The 16,627-nt window shown below is 63.2% G+C and carries 16 protein-coding genes; 5 read left to right on the top strand and 11 right to left on the bottom strand.

What is annotated here, in order from left to right:
* Window positions 1–288 precede the first annotated feature (288 nt).
* Window positions 289–1,227, top strand: coding sequence for a D-alanyl-D-alanine endopeptidase (gene pbpG, locus Q6A48_RS08115; protein WP_304553347.1), 939 nt, complete (start codon window positions 289–291; stop codon window positions 1,225–1,227).
* 111 nt (window positions 1,228–1,338) lie between these two features.
* Here pbpG and Q6A48_RS08110 read toward each other — a convergent pair whose 3' ends face one another.
* From Q6A48_RS08110 to Q6A48_RS08095, 4 genes are all read right to left on the bottom strand, one after another.
* On the bottom strand, window positions 1,339–1,539 hold the full coding sequence (locus Q6A48_RS08110) for a DUF6021 family protein (RefSeq protein WP_304553346.1): 201 nt from the start codon (window positions 1,537–1,539) through the stop codon (window positions 1,339–1,341).
* Between the two features lie 99 nt (window positions 1,540–1,638).
* A complete protein-coding gene (locus Q6A48_RS08105; protein WP_304553345.1) occupies window positions 1,639–2,313 on the bottom strand; it encodes a PA2778 family cysteine peptidase in 675 nt (224 codons plus the stop codon).
* 456 nt (window positions 2,314–2,769) lie between these two features.
* Window positions 2,770–3,519, bottom strand: a complete 750-nt coding sequence (locus Q6A48_RS08100; RefSeq protein ID WP_304553344.1) for a TerC family protein — start codon at window positions 3,517–3,519, stop codon at window positions 2,770–2,772.
* Window positions 3,520–3,543: 24 nt separating this feature from the next.
* Window positions 3,544–3,795 carry a hypothetical protein gene (locus Q6A48_RS08095; protein ID WP_304553343.1) on the bottom strand — a complete coding sequence of 84 codons (252 nt, stop codon included), beginning with the start codon at window positions 3,793–3,795 and terminating at the stop codon, window positions 3,544–3,546.
* 138 nt (window positions 3,796–3,933) lie between these two features.
* On the opposite strand from Q6A48_RS08095, the gene nhaR reads away from it, so the two are divergent.
* The gene (gene nhaR, locus Q6A48_RS08090) at window positions 3,934–4,830 is read left to right on the top strand and encodes a transcriptional activator NhaR (RefSeq protein WP_304553342.1); all 897 of its coding nucleotides are present in this window, start codon (window positions 3,934–3,936) and stop codon (window positions 4,828–4,830) included.
* On the opposite strand, the gene Q6A48_RS08085 is transcribed toward nhaR, so the two are convergent.
* Window positions 4,820–5,983 (bottom strand): MFS transporter, encoded by a 1,164-nt coding sequence (locus Q6A48_RS08085; protein WP_304553341.1) that lies wholly within the window; start codon window positions 5,981–5,983, stop codon window positions 4,820–4,822. The two genes, nhaR and Q6A48_RS08085, sit on opposite strands and share 11 nt — an antisense overlap.
* A 278-nt stretch (window positions 5,984–6,261) precedes the next feature.
* Here Q6A48_RS08085 and sstT point away from each other — a divergent pair, with 278 nt between their 5' ends.
* A complete protein-coding gene (sstT, locus tag Q6A48_RS08080; RefSeq protein WP_304553340.1) occupies window positions 6,262–7,494 on the top strand; it encodes a serine/threonine transporter SstT in 1,233 nt (410 codons plus the stop codon).
* A 180-nt stretch (window positions 7,495–7,674) separates the two neighbouring features.
* Here the strand turns inward: sstT and Q6A48_RS08075 are convergent, their stop codons facing one another.
* Window positions 7,675–8,184 carry a DUF1993 domain-containing protein gene (locus Q6A48_RS08075; protein ID WP_304553339.1) on the bottom strand — a complete coding sequence of 170 codons (510 nt, stop codon included), beginning with the start codon at window positions 8,182–8,184 and terminating at the stop codon, window positions 7,675–7,677.
* Between the two features lie 130 nt (window positions 8,185–8,314).
* Here Q6A48_RS08075 and Q6A48_RS08070 point away from each other — a divergent pair, with 130 nt between their 5' ends.
* Window positions 8,315–8,962 (top strand): YceH family protein, encoded by a 648-nt coding sequence (locus Q6A48_RS08070; protein WP_304553338.1) that lies wholly within the window; start codon window positions 8,315–8,317, stop codon window positions 8,960–8,962.
* Here Q6A48_RS08070 and Q6A48_RS08065 read toward each other — a convergent pair whose 3' ends face one another.
* Entirely contained in the window at window positions 8,963–9,781 is an 819-nt protein-coding gene (locus tag Q6A48_RS08065; protein ID WP_304553337.1) for a shikimate 5-dehydrogenase, read from the bottom strand.
* Between the two features lie 178 nt (window positions 9,782–9,959).
* Between Q6A48_RS08065 and Q6A48_RS08060 the strand changes: the two genes are divergently transcribed.
* A complete protein-coding gene (locus Q6A48_RS08060; RefSeq protein ID WP_304553336.1) occupies window positions 9,960–10,313 on the top strand; it encodes a hypothetical protein in 354 nt (117 codons plus the stop codon).
* A gap of 266 nt (window positions 10,314–10,579) precedes the next feature.
* Here Q6A48_RS08060 and Q6A48_RS08055 read toward each other — a convergent pair whose 3' ends face one another.
* The 4 genes from Q6A48_RS08055 to Q6A48_RS08040 form a co-directional block, all read right to left on the bottom strand.
* Window positions 10,580–12,100, bottom strand: a complete 1,521-nt coding sequence (locus Q6A48_RS08055) for a nucleobase:cation symporter-2 family protein (protein ID WP_304553335.1) — start codon at window positions 12,098–12,100, stop codon at window positions 10,580–10,582.
* 141 nt (window positions 12,101–12,241) lie between these two features.
* Window positions 12,242–13,060, bottom strand: a complete 819-nt coding sequence (locus Q6A48_RS08050; RefSeq protein WP_304553334.1) for an arylamine N-acetyltransferase family protein — start codon at window positions 13,058–13,060, stop codon at window positions 12,242–12,244.
* A gap of 90 nt (window positions 13,061–13,150) precedes the next feature.
* A complete protein-coding gene (gene xth / locus Q6A48_RS08045; RefSeq protein WP_304553333.1) occupies window positions 13,151–13,945 on the bottom strand; it encodes an exodeoxyribonuclease III in 795 nt (264 codons plus the stop codon).
* 69 nt (window positions 13,946–14,014) lie between these two features.
* On the bottom strand, window positions 14,015–16,591 hold the full coding sequence (locus Q6A48_RS08040) for a bifunctional diguanylate cyclase/phosphodiesterase (protein WP_304553332.1): 2,577 nt from the start codon (window positions 16,589–16,591) through the stop codon (window positions 14,015–14,017).
* Between the last annotated feature and the right edge of the window lie 36 nt (window positions 16,592–16,627).

The raw sequence follows: 16,627 nt of genomic DNA, 5'->3' as shown, positions 1-16,627 counted from the left end.
CCCCCCCCCCCCGCCCCCCCCCCCCCCCCCCCCCCCCCGCCCCCCGCCCCCCCCCCCCCCCCCCCCCCCCCCCCCCCCCCCCCCACAGGCGTTTCAGGGGTTGCATCGAGGCCTGGCATCACGTTTTTTTCAAGTTCGATCCCTCACAATCCCCCCGAATTAAATTTTATTCATTCACCTCTCCGGCAGCGCGGGCGTGTAGCGCTGTTGTCGCCCATACTCCTAAAATGCGACGGTTTTTCAAGGCCGTTGCAATACGGCACCTTCAACTCCATCGAGTCTACTCGCGTGAAAATCCGTCTTTCGATCCTCAGCCTGTTCTTCGCTTTCACAGGCACCTTCATCACGCACAATGCCAGCGCGCAGGAAACGATCGCCGCCCCACGGGACACCACCAAGCTGCAAGTCGCCTCGGGCAGCGCGCTGCTGCTGGATTTGCAGACGGACAAGGTGGTCTATTCGAACAATCCGGACGTGGTGGTTCCCATCGCGTCGGTGACCAAGTTGATGACCGGCCTGATCGTGCTGGATGCCAAGCAGAACCTCGACGAGTACATCTCCATCACCATCGCCAACACCCCGGAAATGAAAGGGGTGTTTTCCCGGGTCAAGCTCAACAGCGAACTGTCGCGCCGGGACGTCCTGCTGATCGCCCTGATGTCATCGGAAAACCGCGCCGCCGCCAGCCTTGCCCATCATTACCCGGGCGGCTATGCGGCATTCATCGCCGCCATGAACGCCAAGGCCAAGGCGCTGGGCATGACCAGCACCCATTACGTCGAGCCTACCGGCCTGTCGATCCACAACGTTTCCACGGCGCGTGACCTGACCAAGTTGCTGATCGCCGCGCGCAAATACCCGTTGCTGAGTGAACTGAGCACCACCAAGGAAAAGACCGTTACGTTCCGCAAACCCGTGTATAGCCTGGGTTTCCGCAACACCGACCACCTGGTCCACAAGGCCAATTGGGACATTCAGTTGACCAAGACGGGCTTCACCAACGAAGCCGGCCACTGCCTGGTGCTGGTGACGAAGATGGGTAACCGGCCGATGGCGCTGGTGATCCTCGACGCGTTCGGCAAGTACACGCACTTCGCCGATGCCAGTCGGATTCGCAGCTGGGTGGAAACCGGCAAAAGCGCGAGCGTGCCGGCGGTAGCGCTTCAGTACAAGGCCGCCAAGAACCTCAAGAGCCGCCAGACCGGGGTGGTGGAAGCGTCCAAGTAATCACTTGGACGAAAGGGGGGGGGGCGCTCGCTCCCGCAGGCTGCGCAGTGGCGCTCGATCCTGAGCGCCTCGCCCTCCAAGGGACCAGGCCCCTCGTCCCGGTGATCGATCTCAGGGTTTCAAGTCGCCCAGCGGGTCATAGGCCCGGGACTCCTTCTTCTCCTGCTTTTCCTTGTCCAGCGGCGCCTTGGCCGGCCCGACCGGATCGACCTGCGGATCATCAAGATCCGGCGAATCCGGGTCGAAGCCCAAATCATCACCAGACGAGTGATCTGACGAATGTGGCCCGGTAGGTGTTTTCGTCTGTGCCATGGTTGCCTCCTCGAATCATGGCCGGGAAAACCCCGGCCCTGACGGTAAGAGCCTCAGGCGCGTCGGGTCGTGCCCGCCAAGTGACGAACGGGGCAACCATCACTTCGCGGCATTCAGCGCCTGGGTGGCTCTTGCGGCGGCTTGCTCCTGCCCTGCCCCGGCCAATTCCTGCGCGGCCTTCAACCAACGCTGTGGGTCGACGTTGGCCGGGAGCTGCGTCGGCCGTTGCATCAACACTGCCCAACTGCCTGCACCTTGATAATCGGATTCGAAGGCGTTGAAGCTCATCGATTCGCGACGATTCATGCCCGAGCGCAACAGGACGGTCTGCTTCTGGCGGTTGTAGCCGGCCAGGATTGCGTACCGTGGCTCGGGCCAGAACGGCGTCCCGCCGTTGTAGCGCACCAGGACCGGATAGCCCGCGGCGACCTGCTCCAGCAACGCGGGCAACTGTGCACCCAGTGGATACACCACCAATCCGTACTCCCGCGCCAGGGTGGGCATGCTGCGCTGCAAATCGGCTTCGCCGCCAGGCAGGTGCAAGGGCTTCTCCAGCAATCCCGGTGTGATCACCGTGCCTTGGAACGTCAACAAGGCCGCCAGTGATTGTGGCGCCCCCTGGTACATCTCGCCTCGGTAGAACGGCACGCTGTTGAGTTCCACCCGCTCGGGCAAGCGCTGGATCCGTGGCGACACATCGCTCGCGCAACCGGCCAGGGTCGCCAGGACCGCCGCCAGGACCAGTGATCGAAAAGAGGGAATGACCGGCAACATGAGGACTCTCTTGTTCAGGCACCCGGCATTCGGACCGGGCTTGGGCTGTCGATCATAAAGCGCCCATAGGCCTGGGTATAGCGTTAAACAGCAGTTCCAGGGGCTGGATAGAACCAACCGGTCCGCTTCCGTCGCCACCGATCGACTGCCTGAAACACTGCATCGACTAGACTGTCCATTGAACTGAGTGCGTTGTCCCGGAATGGGATACAAGGAGGCACAGATGAGCCTGACGACGACAATTCTGATGCTTATATTTGGTTGGCTGAGCGTAGCCACGGCCATGCTGTGGGGTGTGCTGCGAATCGCTCGACGCCATCATCCCGCGCCGTCCGCCCAAGCGAAAAAACCCGCAGGACCCGCCCGGCGCCACGCTGCGGCACATTGACGTCCACTTTTGCCAACCTGAAAAAAACCGCCCGGACCTGAGCCCGGGCGGCTTGCGTGTGCCTGGAATCAGGCGTTGTCAGCCAGCGCCTTCTGCTTGGCGCGTCGGGAGAGCATGTTCAACACCTCGATCGCGGCCGAGAACGCCATCGCGGCATAGATGTAGCCCTTGGGCACGTGGGCGCCGAAGCCTTCGGCAATCAGCGTCATGCCGATCATGATCAGGAAGCCCAGGGCCAGCATGACCACCGTCGGGTTGTCGTTGATGAACTTGGCGAGCGGTTCAGCCGCCAGCAACATCACCAGCACCGAGACCACGACGGCGATGATCATGATCGGCAGGTGCTCGGTCATGCCCACGGCGGTGATGATGCTGTCGATGGAAAACACCAGGTCCAACATCAGGATCTGACCGATCGCGGCGGCGAAACCCAGGGTCACGCCGGAGGTGGCGGTCTTCGGGTCATGGGGCGCCGGGTCCATGCTGTGGTGGATTTCGGTGGTGGCTTTCCACAGCAGGAACAGCCCGCCGGCGATCAGGATCATGTCTTTCCAGGAGAACGCCTGGCCAAGGATCTCGATGACCGGTTCGGTCAGTTGCACAATGAAGGCGATGGTGCTCAGCAAGCCCAGGCGCAGGATCAGCGCCATGCCGATACCGATCCGCCGCGCCTTGGCACGATGCTGCTGGGGCAACTTGTTGGTCAGGATCGAAATGAAGATCAGGTTATCGATGCCGAGCACGATTTCCATCACGACCAAGGTTGCCAGGGCGATCCACGCGGTGGGGCTGGCGGCGAGCTGTAGAAGATAATCCATGGGTCAGTCCTGGCGGGTAGGGGCTTAAAGGGTCTTGGTCGAGGTTTCCGAAGCTTCGGTGTCGTCCGCTGGCTTCTTGCCAGGGTTGATCAACCCACCACTGGCTTCGCTGAGGGCCTGCTCGGCGGCCTTGTAGGTGTCATCGATGGCCTGCTTGGCCGTTTCCGCGGCCTGGCCCATCAACTGCTGGGCGCTTTTTTCGGCTTGCTCGCACCCCACCAGCGTCATTGAAACGGTGACCAACATTGCAGCGAGTCCCAGGGTTTTATAGCGCATGAATGAATGCCTCTTCAGAAATGACAAAGCGCACGAAAGGTGGCCCTCCAATGGCAAGGCATTCTAAAGACGGGAATACTTCAGGAAAATTCGTATTTTTAGCGGTTATACTTCGTTTTTTACGAACTGTGTGAGGCCATGCTCAATTACCGGCAACTGCATTATTTCTGGGTCGTGGCCAAAACCGGCAGCATCGTGCGCGCCTGCGAACAGCTGAACCTGACTCCGCAAACCATCAGCGGCCAGATCGCCCTGTTCGAACAGACCTACAACCTCAAGTTGTTTCGTCGCGTCGGGCGCCAATTGGAACTGACCGAGGCCGGCCGCCAGACGCTGCCCTACGCCGAACACATGTTCCAGATTGGCGGGGAGCTGGAGTTGATGCTGCGGGCCCAGCCCAACGAGCAACAGACCCTGTTTCGGGTCGGGGTGGCCGACGTGGTGCCCAAGTCCATCGTCTATCGGCTGCTGGCACCGACCATGGAGCTGGAGGAAGCGCTGCGCATCACCTGTCGCGAGGACAAGCTGGAGCGATTGCTGGCGGACCTGGCGATCCAGCGCCTGGACCTGGTGATCTCCGACAGCCCGATGCCGACCCACCTGGACATCAAGGGCTACAGCCAGAAGTTGGGCGAATGCGGCATCAGTTTCTTCGCTACCGCCGCGCTGACCGAACGCTATGGACAGGATTTTCCCCATGGCCTGCATGACGCCCCGCTGCTGATTCCCGGCCCGGAAACCGTGGTGCGCAGCCGCCTGCAACGCTGGTTCGCCGAACAGCAGATCCAGCCGCGGATCGTTGGTGAGTTCGATGACAGCGCATTGATGCAGGCCTTCGGCCAATCAGGCAGCGGGATCTTCATTGGCCCGAGCGTGATCGCCGAAGAGGTGAAGCGCCAATACGGCGTGGAGGTGATTGGCCAGACCGACGCAGTCAGCGAATCCTTCTACGCCATTTCGGTGGAACGCAAAGTCAGCCACCCGGGCATCGTCGCGATTGCCGAGGGCGCGCGCCGCGAGCTGTTCAGCGCCTAGTGGAACACGCTGGGCGGGGCTTGAAGGTCATCAGCGCCATCGCCAGCAGAATCGAGACCAGGATGAACCCGGCCGCGGCAAACCCCACCTTGCCCAGGCCGAGGGTATCGATGACGCGTCCGCCGATCATCGCTCCCAGGCCAATTCCCAGGTTGGCACCGGCGATGTTCAACGAAGCGGCGAACGCCGGCGCTTGCGGGGCCGCCTTCATCAACCGGACATGGCTGACCAGGAACAGCGCCGCCTGGGTCACGCCCCAGATGCCCATGGCCGCCGCCAGCCCGAGGGTCGAATGAATGCTCGGCACCAGCGCCACCATGCCGCCAATCATGAACAGGCAAAACACCATCGACGCGATCAACGGATGCCGGTCCACCGCGCGACCGCCCAGGGAGTTGCCCACCAGCCCCACCGCGCCGAAGCCCATCAGGCACCAGCCCACCAGGGTGCCGTCGAAACCGGCCAGGCGTTCGAGGATGTCCGCCAGGTACGTGTAGGCGGTGAACATGCCGCTGAAGACCAGGATCGACAACAGCACGTGGCCCTGCATCAAGGGGCTGCGCAGGATCTTGAATTGCGAGCGGAAGCTCACCTGCTGCTGGTGCAGGTTGGTTCTGGGCAAGTAGATGAACAGCAGCAACGCCTTGGCGAAGGCAATCACCGCCAGGATCGCGAAGGCACTGCGCCAGCCGAACGCATCGGCCACCAACGTGCCCACCGGAATGCCGAACACCGTGGCGCAGACGATACCGAAGCCGATCCGGGCGATGGCGCGTCCGGCGTGTTCCGGCCCGACGATGTCCACCGCCGTTTCGCTGGCCAGCGCCCAGAACACCGGCAGGCCCAGGGCAGGCAGCAACCGGGCGATGGCCATTACCCAGATGTTGGGGGCGAACGTCGCCAGCAGATTGGCCAGGCCGAACATCACCAGCACGCTGATGAACAGTTTGCGCCGCTCGACGCGAGCGAACCAGGCCGTCAGGAACGGTCCGAACGCCGCCACGGTAAACGCGAACAACGTCACCAGCAGCCCGGCCTGGGGAATGCTCACCTGCAGGTCTCGGGCGATGGAAGGCAACAGGCCAACGATGACGAACTCCGTGGTCAGCACGGTGAACCCGGCGGCCGACAACAGGAAAATCGGTAACAACATGCAAAACTCCAGCGAAACGACGACACCAGCGTCAGCCCGAGGGCTCGCTGGCGGATAAGGAAAGTGAGAAGGACACAGCCTAACAGAATGCGCCCGGGAGCAAAACGCAGTTGGGCCACGCAGTGACGGATCGTCACAGGTCCGTCAGATTTTTCAGCGGGCTGTGATAAAGTCCGCGGCCTGCAAACGCCGTCGTTCTCCCGGTCCGCTCATGTGGCCTGCCCGCTTGTTGCCCTGATGCATCGACCGTCGCACACAATAAAATCAGAGATGCCGCTATGACTGCTTCGTCCCCGTCCTTTTTCCAACGTCTCACGCGCACCAGCCTGGTGACGCAAATCATCATCGGCCTGGTCGCCGGTATTGTCCTGGCATGGCTGGCGCCCGAGCTGGCGAAATCCACCGCCTTCATTGGCAAGGTCTTCGTCTCCGCGCTCAAGGCCGTGGCACCGATCCTGGTGTTCGTGCTGGTCATGGCGTCGATCGCCAACCATAAGCACGGCCAGGAAACCCATATCCGGCCGATCCTGTTCCTCTACCTGCTTGGCACGTTCGCCGCGGCTGTGGTCGCGGTGGTGGCCAGCACACTGTTTCCGTCCAGCCTGGTGCTGTCGACCCAGGACGTTGCCGTCACGGCACCCGGCGGCATTGCCGAAGTGCTGCAGAGCCTGCTGCTCAGCGTGGTGGACAACCCGGTCCGGGCACTGATGGACGGTAACTTCATCGGCATCCTGGCCTGGGCCATCGGCATGGGCGTCGCCATTCGCCATGCCGGCGAAACCACGCGCACGGCGCTCGATGACCTGTCCAACGGCGTCACGGTGATTGTGCGGGTGGTGATTCGCTTCGCCCCACTGGGGATTTTCGGCCTGGTGGCCTCGACCCTGGCCACGTCCGGCTTCAGCGCCCTGCTCGGCTACCTGCACCTGCTGACCGTGCTGATCGGCTGCATGCTGTTCGTGGCCCTGGTGGTCAACCCGCTCATCGTGTTCTGGAAGCTGCGTCGCAATCCGTTCCCGCTGGTGTTCACCTGCCTGCGCGAGAGCGGCATCACCGCGTTCTTCACCCGCAGTTCGGCGGCGAACATCCCGGTGAACCTGGAGCTGAGCAAGCGCCTGGGCCTGCACGAGGACACCTATTCGGTGTCGATTCCGTTGGGCGCGACCATCAACATGGCCGGCGCCGCCATCACCATCACCGTGCTGGCCCTGGCGGCCGTGCACACCCTGGGGATCGCGGTGGATGTACCGACCGCCGTACTGTTGAGCGTCGTCGCGGCCATCTGCGCCTGCGGCGCATCCGGCGTGGCGGGCGGCTCGCTGCTGCTGATTCCGCTGGCGTGCAGCCTGTTCGGCATTCCCAGCGAAATCGCCATGCAAGTGGTCGCGGTGGGGTTCATCATCGGCGTGCTGCAGGATTCGGCGGAAACGGCGCTGAACTCGTCCACGGATGTGCTGTTCACGGCGGCCGCCTGCCTGGGCGAGGAAGAGAAGCTCGCCCGCTCGGCGTAGGGCTTGCGGTAGCGTGGCTGCCATTTTCGCGAGCAGGCTCGCTCCCACATTGGATCGCTGTGTCCTATGGGCGCGAGCCTGCTCGCGAAACGCCGAGGCATCCACCCGCGAGGTAACGGGCCCGCACAAAAAAGCCCGGAACGGCTCACACCGTTCCGGGCTTTTTCATGGCCGAGGGGGTTAGAACGCGCCCATGTAGTCGCGCTTGCCCACTTCCACGCCGTTATGGCGCAGCAAGGCGTAGGCGGTGGTGACGTGGAAGAAGAACTGCGGCAGGCCGTAGGTCAGCAGGTAGTTCTGGCCGCTGAAGCGCTTCTCCTTCGGGGTGCCCGGGCGCGTGACGATCTCGATGCCTTCCTTGCCGTCGACCTGCGCAGGGCTGATGCCGTCGATGAACGCCAGGACCTTGGCGATCAGGGCTTGCAGCTCGGCGAACGTGGTTTCGCTGTCGTCATACTTCGGCACTTCGATCTCGGCCAGGCGCGCGGAGACACCCTTGGCGAAATCCACCGCGATCTGCACCTGGCGCACCAGGGGAAACATGTCCGGGTACAGGCGGGCTTGCAGGAAAGCCTCGGGGGCGATGTTCTTCGCGGTGGCGTGAGCTTCAGCCTTGTTCAGGACGTCGCTCAGGGCGTTGAGCATCTGCTTGAAAACCGGGATGGAAGCGGCGTACAGGGAAATGGTCATGGCGATCTCTTGCAGGTGGCGGGGATGGGCAAAACAAACGGATGCGATTATAGCCACGACGTGTTGCATCGCTTGTCTTTTATTGCGCAAGGATTAGGCTAGGCGGCTTCCACAGCATAGGGAACGCGCGATGAGCATCGAAGAACAACACCAGGCTGAAGAACCACGGCTCAATAGCACGGAAATCCGCATCCTCGGTGCGCTGGTCGAAAAACAGGCCACCAACCCCGAGACCTACCCGCTGACCCTCAATGCCCTGGTCCTGGCCTGCAACCAGAAGACCAGCCGCGAACCGGTGATGAACCTCAACCCTGGCCAGGTCGGCCAGAGCCTGCGGGCGCTGGAAGGACGCGGCTTTACCAGACTGGTCATGGGCAGCCGCGCCGACCGTTGGGAGCATCGCATCGACAAGGCCCTGGAGCTGGTTCCGGCCCAGGTGATCCTGATGGGCCTGCTGTTCCTGCGTGGCCCGCAAACGGTCAATGAACTGCTGACCCGCAGCGGGCGCATGCACGACTTCGAGGACGCCGAACAAGTGGTGCACCAACTGGAGCGCCTGATTGCCCGCGGCCTGGCACTGCTGGTGCCGCGCCAGGCCGGCCAGCGCGAAGACCGCTATGTGCACGCCATGGGCGACCCGGCGGACATCGAGGCGATCCTCGCCGCCCGCCACCAACCCGGCGAACGTCAGGCTGCCGGCGGCGTGTCGCTGGAGCGCATCGAAGAACTCGAGGCGCGGATCGCCGCCCTGGAAGAGCGCCTGGCGCGACTGGAGTGATCAGGACCGGGCGAAAGCCACGGCCTTTTCGAACTGCTCCAGGCTGGGCCGCACGCCGGTGTACAGCACGAACTGCTCCAGGGCCTGGATCGCGATCACTTCCAGGCCGGTGATGACCCGCTTGCCTTCGGCCCGGGCGCGCACGATCAGCGGCGTTTCCGGGGGAATCGCCACCACATCGAACACGGTTTCGGCGGCGGCGATGGCCTCGGGAGCGAACGCCAACTGGTCGGCTTCCGGGCCACCGGTCATGCCGATCGGCGTGACATTGACCAGCATCTGCGGCCGCAGGTCACCCAGTTCCGCCTGCCATTCATAGCCCAGGGATTCGGCCAGCGCCCTGCCGGCGGTTTCATTGCGGGCCACGATCAGCCCCTTGCGGTAGCCACCGTCGCGCAAGGCGCTGGCCACGGCCTTGGCCATGCCGCCGCTGCCGCGCAGGGCGAAGGTCGAATCCTTCGGCACTGCATGGGTCTGCAGCAACTGCGCAACGGCGATGTAGTCGGTGTTATAGGCTTTCAAATGGCCATTGGTGTTGACGATGGTGTTGATGGACTGGATCGCCGCGGCGGAAGGATCCAACTCATCGACCAGGGCGATGCAGGCTTCCTTGAACGGCATCGACACCCCACACCCACGAATACCCAGCGCGCGAATCCCACCCACCGCGCCCGGCAGGTCCTGGCTGGTGAACGCCTTGTAGTAGAAATTCAGGCCCAGTTGTTCATAGAGATGATTATGGAAGCGCAGGCCGAAGTTTCCGGGCCGCCCCGACAGGGACATGCACAACTGGGTGTCTTTGTTGGGACTGATCTGCATGCGGTTCTCCTTGCATTCACTTTCAGACAGACGGGATCGCCGCCCCGGCCGACCTTACACAATATTTACCCAAGGGCGTTGCGAATCCTGAGAAAATCGCGGTCATAGCAAGTAACCCCGCGACCCTAATCGGGTCTGCTACAGACCACAGGCGACGGGGCCGGAACGAGGAACAGCCATGAAACGTAAACTTCCCATCATCGCCCTGCTCGTGGGGGCACTCGCGGTCACCGGCCAGGCTTCCGCCCATGGCCACGGTGGTTGGGAGGGGCCCGCCGTGTTTGGCGCAATCGTCGGTTCGGCCATCGTTGGCTCAGCCATCATCAACCGCGATCGGCCGGTGTATGTGCAGCAACAACCGGTCTACGTCCAGCCGCAGCCGGTCTATGTGCAACAGCCACCACCGGTCTACTACCAGCCGCAACCGGTGTATGTGGAGCAACCGATCTACTATCGCCCAGCGCCGGTGTATTACGGGCCACCACGTGGCTATTACTACGGCCCTCCCCGTGGTCATTACGGCCGCTGGTAATCCACTGCCATGACACATAAAAACCAGCCTGTGATCGAGCGTCACAGGCTGGTTTTTCCAATCAAGGGCCAGGAAAAGATGTCGACTGGACCGCGGCTTTCGCGAGCAGGCTCGCTCCCACATTAGGTCCGGGGCGGTCCGGGGTTGGTGTACCGCCGCAAATCCCCGTGGGAGCGAGCCTGCTCGCGAAGGCGGTGGGCCAGAGAATGTCGACTGACCTGCCGTCAGCGCGAGCAGCCTCGCTCCACCGTCGGTGTTGCTTGGCGTCAGACGTGCTCGCTGCTTTTCAGCCGCACTGGCGGCTGTTCGATGGAAGAGTGGGCGGGCTCGGCCACCACGGGGATTTCGTTGCCGTCACAGTCGTGCAGCTTGCCGTCGCTGAAGTAATCACCTTCGCGCAGCGCCGCCAGGTCCTGGTAGCGCAGCACCCTTTCGGTGCCGGCGGCGAAGACCGACTGCTGGTCGGAGTTGCCCGTGGTGAAGTGGTTGAACGCCAGGTTCAACACGATCGCCATGATGGCCGAGGAGCTGATGCCCGAATGGAAGATGGTCGCGAACCAGCTAGGGAAATGATCGTAGAAATTCGGGGCGGCGATGGGGATCATGCCGAAGCCGATTGAGGTGGCGACGATGATCAGGTTGACGTTGTTGCGGTAGTCGACCTTCGACAGCGTGCGGATACCACTGGCCGCCACGGTGCCGAACAGCACGATGCCGGCACCGCCGAGCACCGAGGTCGGCACTGCGGCGATCACCCGGCCCATGAACGGCAGCAGGCCAAGCACCACCAGGAACACCCCGCCGGTGGCGACGACGAAACGGCTCTTGATCCCGGTCACCGCCACCAGCCCGACGTTCTGGGCGAAGGCACTCTGGGTGAAGGAGCCGAAAATCGGCGCGATCATGCTCGACAGCATGTCGGCCCGCAAGCCATTGCCCAGGCGCCGAGAGTCGACCTTGGTGTCGATGATCTCACCCACCGCCAGGATATCGGCGGAGGTTTCCACCAGGGTCACCATGATCACGATGCACATCGACAGGATCGCGGCGATGTGAAAGGTCGGCATGCCGAAGTGAAACGGCGTCGGGAAGCCGAACATCGGGCCCTGGCTGACCGATGAAAAATCCGCCATGCCGAGGAACACCGCGATGACGGTACCGATGACCATCGCCAGCAGAATCGACAGGCGCGAGATGGTTGCACTGCCCATCTTGCTCAGCAGCAACACCAGCACCAGGGTCACCGCCGCCAGGCCGATGTTGGCCATGCTGCCGAAGTCGGCGGCGTGGCTGTTGCCCCCCATTGCCCAGCGCGCGGCCACTGGCATCAGGGTCAGGCCGATGGTGGTGATCACGATGCCGGTGACCAGCGGCGGGAAGAACCGGGTGATGCGCGAGAACACCGGGGTAATCAGCAAACCGATCAGCGATGCGGCGACCACCGCGCCGAGGATGGCCTGGAAGCCGCCCTCCCCGCCGGTGCCGACAATCGCCACCATGGTCGCGACGCCGGAGAACGATACGCCTTGCACCAGGGGCAACTGGCAACCGAAGAATGGCAGGCCGAGGGTCTGCAACAGCGTCGCCAGGCCCCCCGCGAACAACGACGCGGCAATCAGCAGACCGATGTCCGCCGGTGACAGCCCGGCCGCCTGGCCGATGATCAACGGCACGGCGACGATGCCACCGTACATGGTCAACACATGTTGCAGGCCGTAGGCCATATTCGCGCCGACGCCAAGGTTTTCATCCTCGGGCCGTGGAAGTGAAACATGGGGCGTTTTCATGGTTCGGGGGTTCCCTGTTTTTTGTTATGCGCACACTGTATTCAAAACTCGGAACAAATGTCCATAGAGTTGTATACAACTTGCAAGTCGCATCATGAACAGGAAGTCACCCCGATAACCGGGTAACCCCCGCTCCCGGTTTCAGAGAAGCCCCAGCACGGCCGGGCGCAGGATCTCCCTGGGCGGCAGTCGCAGGTCGAATGCCTGCTCCAACAGCGCCATCAATTCATCGGCATCGTCGATCACCCGTCGCTCGCTCTCCTGCCCTATCCGGTGCACGGCGTAGCTGTTGCCGTTCAGCGTCTTGCGAAAGCCGTCACCGGTGCGGGCCACCATCAGGCGCCCCATGAACGGCGAGTCCGGGTGACTGCACACGTACCAGTTGCCGACGGTGTAGTCGATGTCTTCCTGGCGTTGCAGGTCGAACAGGTACATCGGGCGCCATTCGTCGCCAACCTTGGCACGCAACAGGTAGCCGTCCTCGTGGGTATCGATGCGATACGGCTCATGGGGAGTGGATTGGCTGTCCCGGCTGTCCAGCAGCAGCGGCGCCGTGGGGACCATGCCGCCAAAGCCGACATCAGTGATGTAGCGCACGCCGTCGAACGTCACCAGGCTCAGGCGATGGGTCCGCGCCGGCCAGGCCCCTTCGGGGGCATTCATCACCACCCGTCCGGTGATGCCTCGGGCGTCGAAGCCCAATGCCTGTAGCAGGGCCAGGAACAGTTGGTTGAGTTCATAGCAATAACCACCCCGGCCCTGCTCGAAGACCTTTCGCTCAACCGACTCGAGGTCGATGGCCACCGGCTGGCGCAGCAGCGTCGACAGGGTTTCGAAGGGGAATTCGGCGGTGTGGCGGTTTTGAAGTCGACCCAGTGCTTCGAGCGTCGGCGCCGGTGGCGCGTCGAAACCCAGGCGCCGCAGGTAGCGGGCCGTATCGCTCAGTTGTGCATGGCTCATGGCGGTGTCCTTCCCCGGTCTGGCGCAGCGCCACCGGCAGCGCGCTGCTGATGGCCCCAGGTATAAGGCATTCCCCGCCGGGTGACAACGCTACCGTCGTTTGCGCGACGCCAATCGGATCCAGGTGGGCGCGTGATCGCTGGGGTGTTCCTGGTTCCGCACCCAGGCGTCCACGCCCGCCTCGCTCAGGTAAGGGCTGGCCACCGGGTTGAGCAGCAAATGGTCGATGCGCAGCCCGGAGTTTTTCTGCCAGTGCTGGCGGAAATAGTCCCAGAAGGTGTAGATCCGCTCGTCCGGATACAGGTGGCGCAACGAGTCGGTCCAGCCCTGGTCCAGCAGGCGCTGGTAGCACTCGCGGCTTTCAGGTTGCAACAGCGCATCCTTGAGCCAGGAGCGCGGGTTGTAGATGTCCATGTCGGTGGGTACGACGTTGTAGTCACCGGCCAGCACCACCGGATGATCGCTGGCCTGGAGCGCCCGGGCGTAGTCGATCAGCCGCTCGAACCAGGCCAGCTTGTACTCGAACTTCGGCCCCGGCTGCGGGTTGCCATTGGGCAAGTAAAGACACCCCACCAGCACGCCATGCACCGCCGCTTCCAGGTAGCGGCTGTGGCTGTCGCCCTCGCCACCGGGCAGGCCGCGGCGGCTCTCCAGCGGCTGCGCATCACGGGCGAGGATCGCCACGCCGTTCCACGACGCCTGGCCGTGCCAGATCGACCCATAGCCCACCGATTCGATCTCCGCCGCCGGGAAATCCTTGTCGAGCGCCTTGAGCTCCTGCAAGCAGACGATGTCCGGCTTCTCTCGTTCGAGCCATTCCAGCAGGTTGGGCAGCCGGGCCCGGATGCCGTTGATATTGAAGGTCGCGATACGCAGGTTTTTCATGGGCCACCACTCGAAATACCGGGACACTGGCTGTGACCGACGACAAGCCCCGGTGGTTGCAACGAATACTCAGGAACCGGTCCTGGGCAACGACTGGCGGTCCTGCAGCAGGTCGGCGAACGCCTGCTTGTCGATCGGACGGCTGAGGAAGTAGCCCTGGACCTCATGGCATTGATCCGAACCCAACGAACCCAGCTGGGCCAGGGTTTCCACGCCTTCGGCGGTCACGGTCAGGCCCATGGCCTTGCCCAGGTTGATGATCGCCTGCACCACCGCCCGGTCATTGCTGCTGTTGCTCATGGACGCGATGAAGCGCTTATCGATCTTGATACCGTCGAACGGGTACGTGCGCAGATAACCCAGGGACGAATAGCCGGTGCCGAAATCGTCCATGTTCAAGCGCACACCCAGTTCCTTCAGGGCGTTCATGGTGTGCAACGCGCCGTCCACGTCGTTGAGCATCACGTTTTCGGTGATTTCGAGCTCCAGGCGACTGGCTGGCAGACGGGTCTCGATCAACACCCGACGCACGTCTTCCACCACATCGCTGCGCTCGAACTGCGCTGGCGACAGGTTGACCGAGACCATCAGCTCACCCGGCCAGCTCAGCGCGGTTTCACAGGCTTCGCGCAGCACCCAGTGGGACAACGGGACGATCAGGTCGGTCTGCTCGGCCAACGGAATGAAGGCGTCGGGGCCCAGTAACCCCTGGATCGGGTGCTGCCAGCGCACCAACGCCTCGACGGCGACAATGTCACGCCCGTCGACGGTGTAGCGCGGCTGGAAGTGCAAGACGAATTCATGATTGCGCACGGCCTGGCGCAGGTCGTTTTCCAGTTGCCGCCGGTGCTGGATCTGGTCGTTCATCTGCGAGGCGAAATAGCACCAGGTTCGCTTGCCTTCGGACTTGGCCTGGTACAAGGCGATGTCGGCGCAACGGATCAGTTCACCGGGGACGTAGCCCTGGCGCCGGCTCACGGCGATGCCGATGCTGGCACCGATGTGCAGCGCATGGGTTTCGTAATGGATCGGCTGCTGCAAACTGGCGATCAAGCGCTCGCAGAAACGGTCGATCTCGGCGGTGTGCTCCATGCCGCTGAGGACCACCACGAACTCATCCCCGCCGAGGCGCGCCACCAGGTCCTGTTCACGGGTGCAGTCGCGCAAGCGTTGGGCCACTTCCAGCAGCACCGCGTCACCGGCCGGATGGCCGAGGGAGTCGTTGATCGGCTTGAAGTTGTCCAGGTCCACCATGAGCAGCGTCAGCGGCGCAGAGTGCTCCTTGGCCAGCAGCGCGTCGTCCAGGTGGCGTGCCAGTTTGTTGCGGTTCGGCAAGCCCGTCAGCGCATCGTGCAGCGACAGATGCTGGACCTGGGCATGGGCCGCCACTTCATCGGTGATATCGCTGGCCGTACCGCGATAGCCCACGACTGCCGCCTTGTCGACGATCGGTCGCGCCGACACCCGGCAGAAACGCAATTGTCCGGAATGATCGCGGTAGGAACAACGCAGGTTGCTGGAACTCTGCTCCTGGGTGAGGCTGCCCAGCCACAGGGCAATCGGCGTGGTGTCGCAGTACAGCAGTTGTTCGATGTCCTGCCCCAGCCATTGCCGGTCGGAAAACCCGGTGACGGTATTGAAGCGTGCGGACAAATAGGTGATATGCCCTTGGCCGTCGATTTCCCAGATCCAGTCGGAGGCCGCCTCCGCCACCGCGCGAAAGCGTTCTTCGCTGGCCTCCAGGGCCTGCGTCGAGCGTTCCAGGCTGTCGTAGCTGGCGTCCACCTGCCGTGCCGTGCGCAGGGCATAGCGGAAAAAATACCCGGTCAGCAGCGCCAGGATCAGCAACGCGCCGCCCAAGGGCGGCAACAGTGACCACAGCAGTTGCTGGCCGGGTCGCTCCAGCCGGGAGACCAGGCTGTAGCCCGTGCTGTCCAGCGGCACGGCGGGCTGGCCCGGCGCCAGTTCCGCATCCTTGACCAAGTGCAGGTCGGTCAGGCCGTAGCTCTTGCCCAGGGCACGCAGCTTGACGTGGGTCAGTTGGTCGACGAACAACAGCACCGACGTGCCCTTGGGGTCGACCCGGGGCCGCTCGTCATTGGGCAGGATCACCGAGGCGGTGACAATGGCCGGCCAGCCTTCGAACAGGGTGTAGTGGACCGCTGGCGCGGTCAGGTCGGCCTGGGCCTGCAACTGGTCCACCAGCGGTTCCAGCGGCATGTCCATGTAGGTAGTTGCCTCGGCCGGCAGGTTCTGCCCGCGCACCACGGCATACTTGGTGCGCTCGCGGTCGATGACGAACACGCCTTCGTAGCCATCGTTGGTGAACAGGGTCTTGCCCATGTTCTGGTCGGCATAGGCCCATTGCACGTCGACCTCGCCGTTGAGGTGTTCGTAGGCCGTGGTCCAGTAGGTGTAGCTGGTGATGTAGTTCTTCGACGCGGTGATCCGGTTTTCGACCGCCCGCTCGGTGTAGAAGAGGGTCTTGCGCACGTCTTCGACATCGAGTTTCCGGGCGATATTGAACAGCGCCGCCACGGCCACCAGCACACCCACGACGAAAAGCCCGCCGACCACCAGCACCAGGCGCCGGGTGATCGGGGTGTGACGGGGGGTCTGGGAAAGTGTAGTGGCTGCAAAATCCATGGCCTGCTCCTGTCCTGTCGACGCCGGCTTCGGTGT

The organism is Pseudomonas citrullilanati, from assembly GCF_030580855.1.
GTDB lineage: Bacteria > Pseudomonadota > Gammaproteobacteria > Pseudomonadales > Pseudomonadaceae > Aquipseudomonas > Aquipseudomonas citrulli.
Note: the sequence above shows the minus strand (reverse complement) of the source record. Positions and strands in the feature narration are given on the sequence as shown.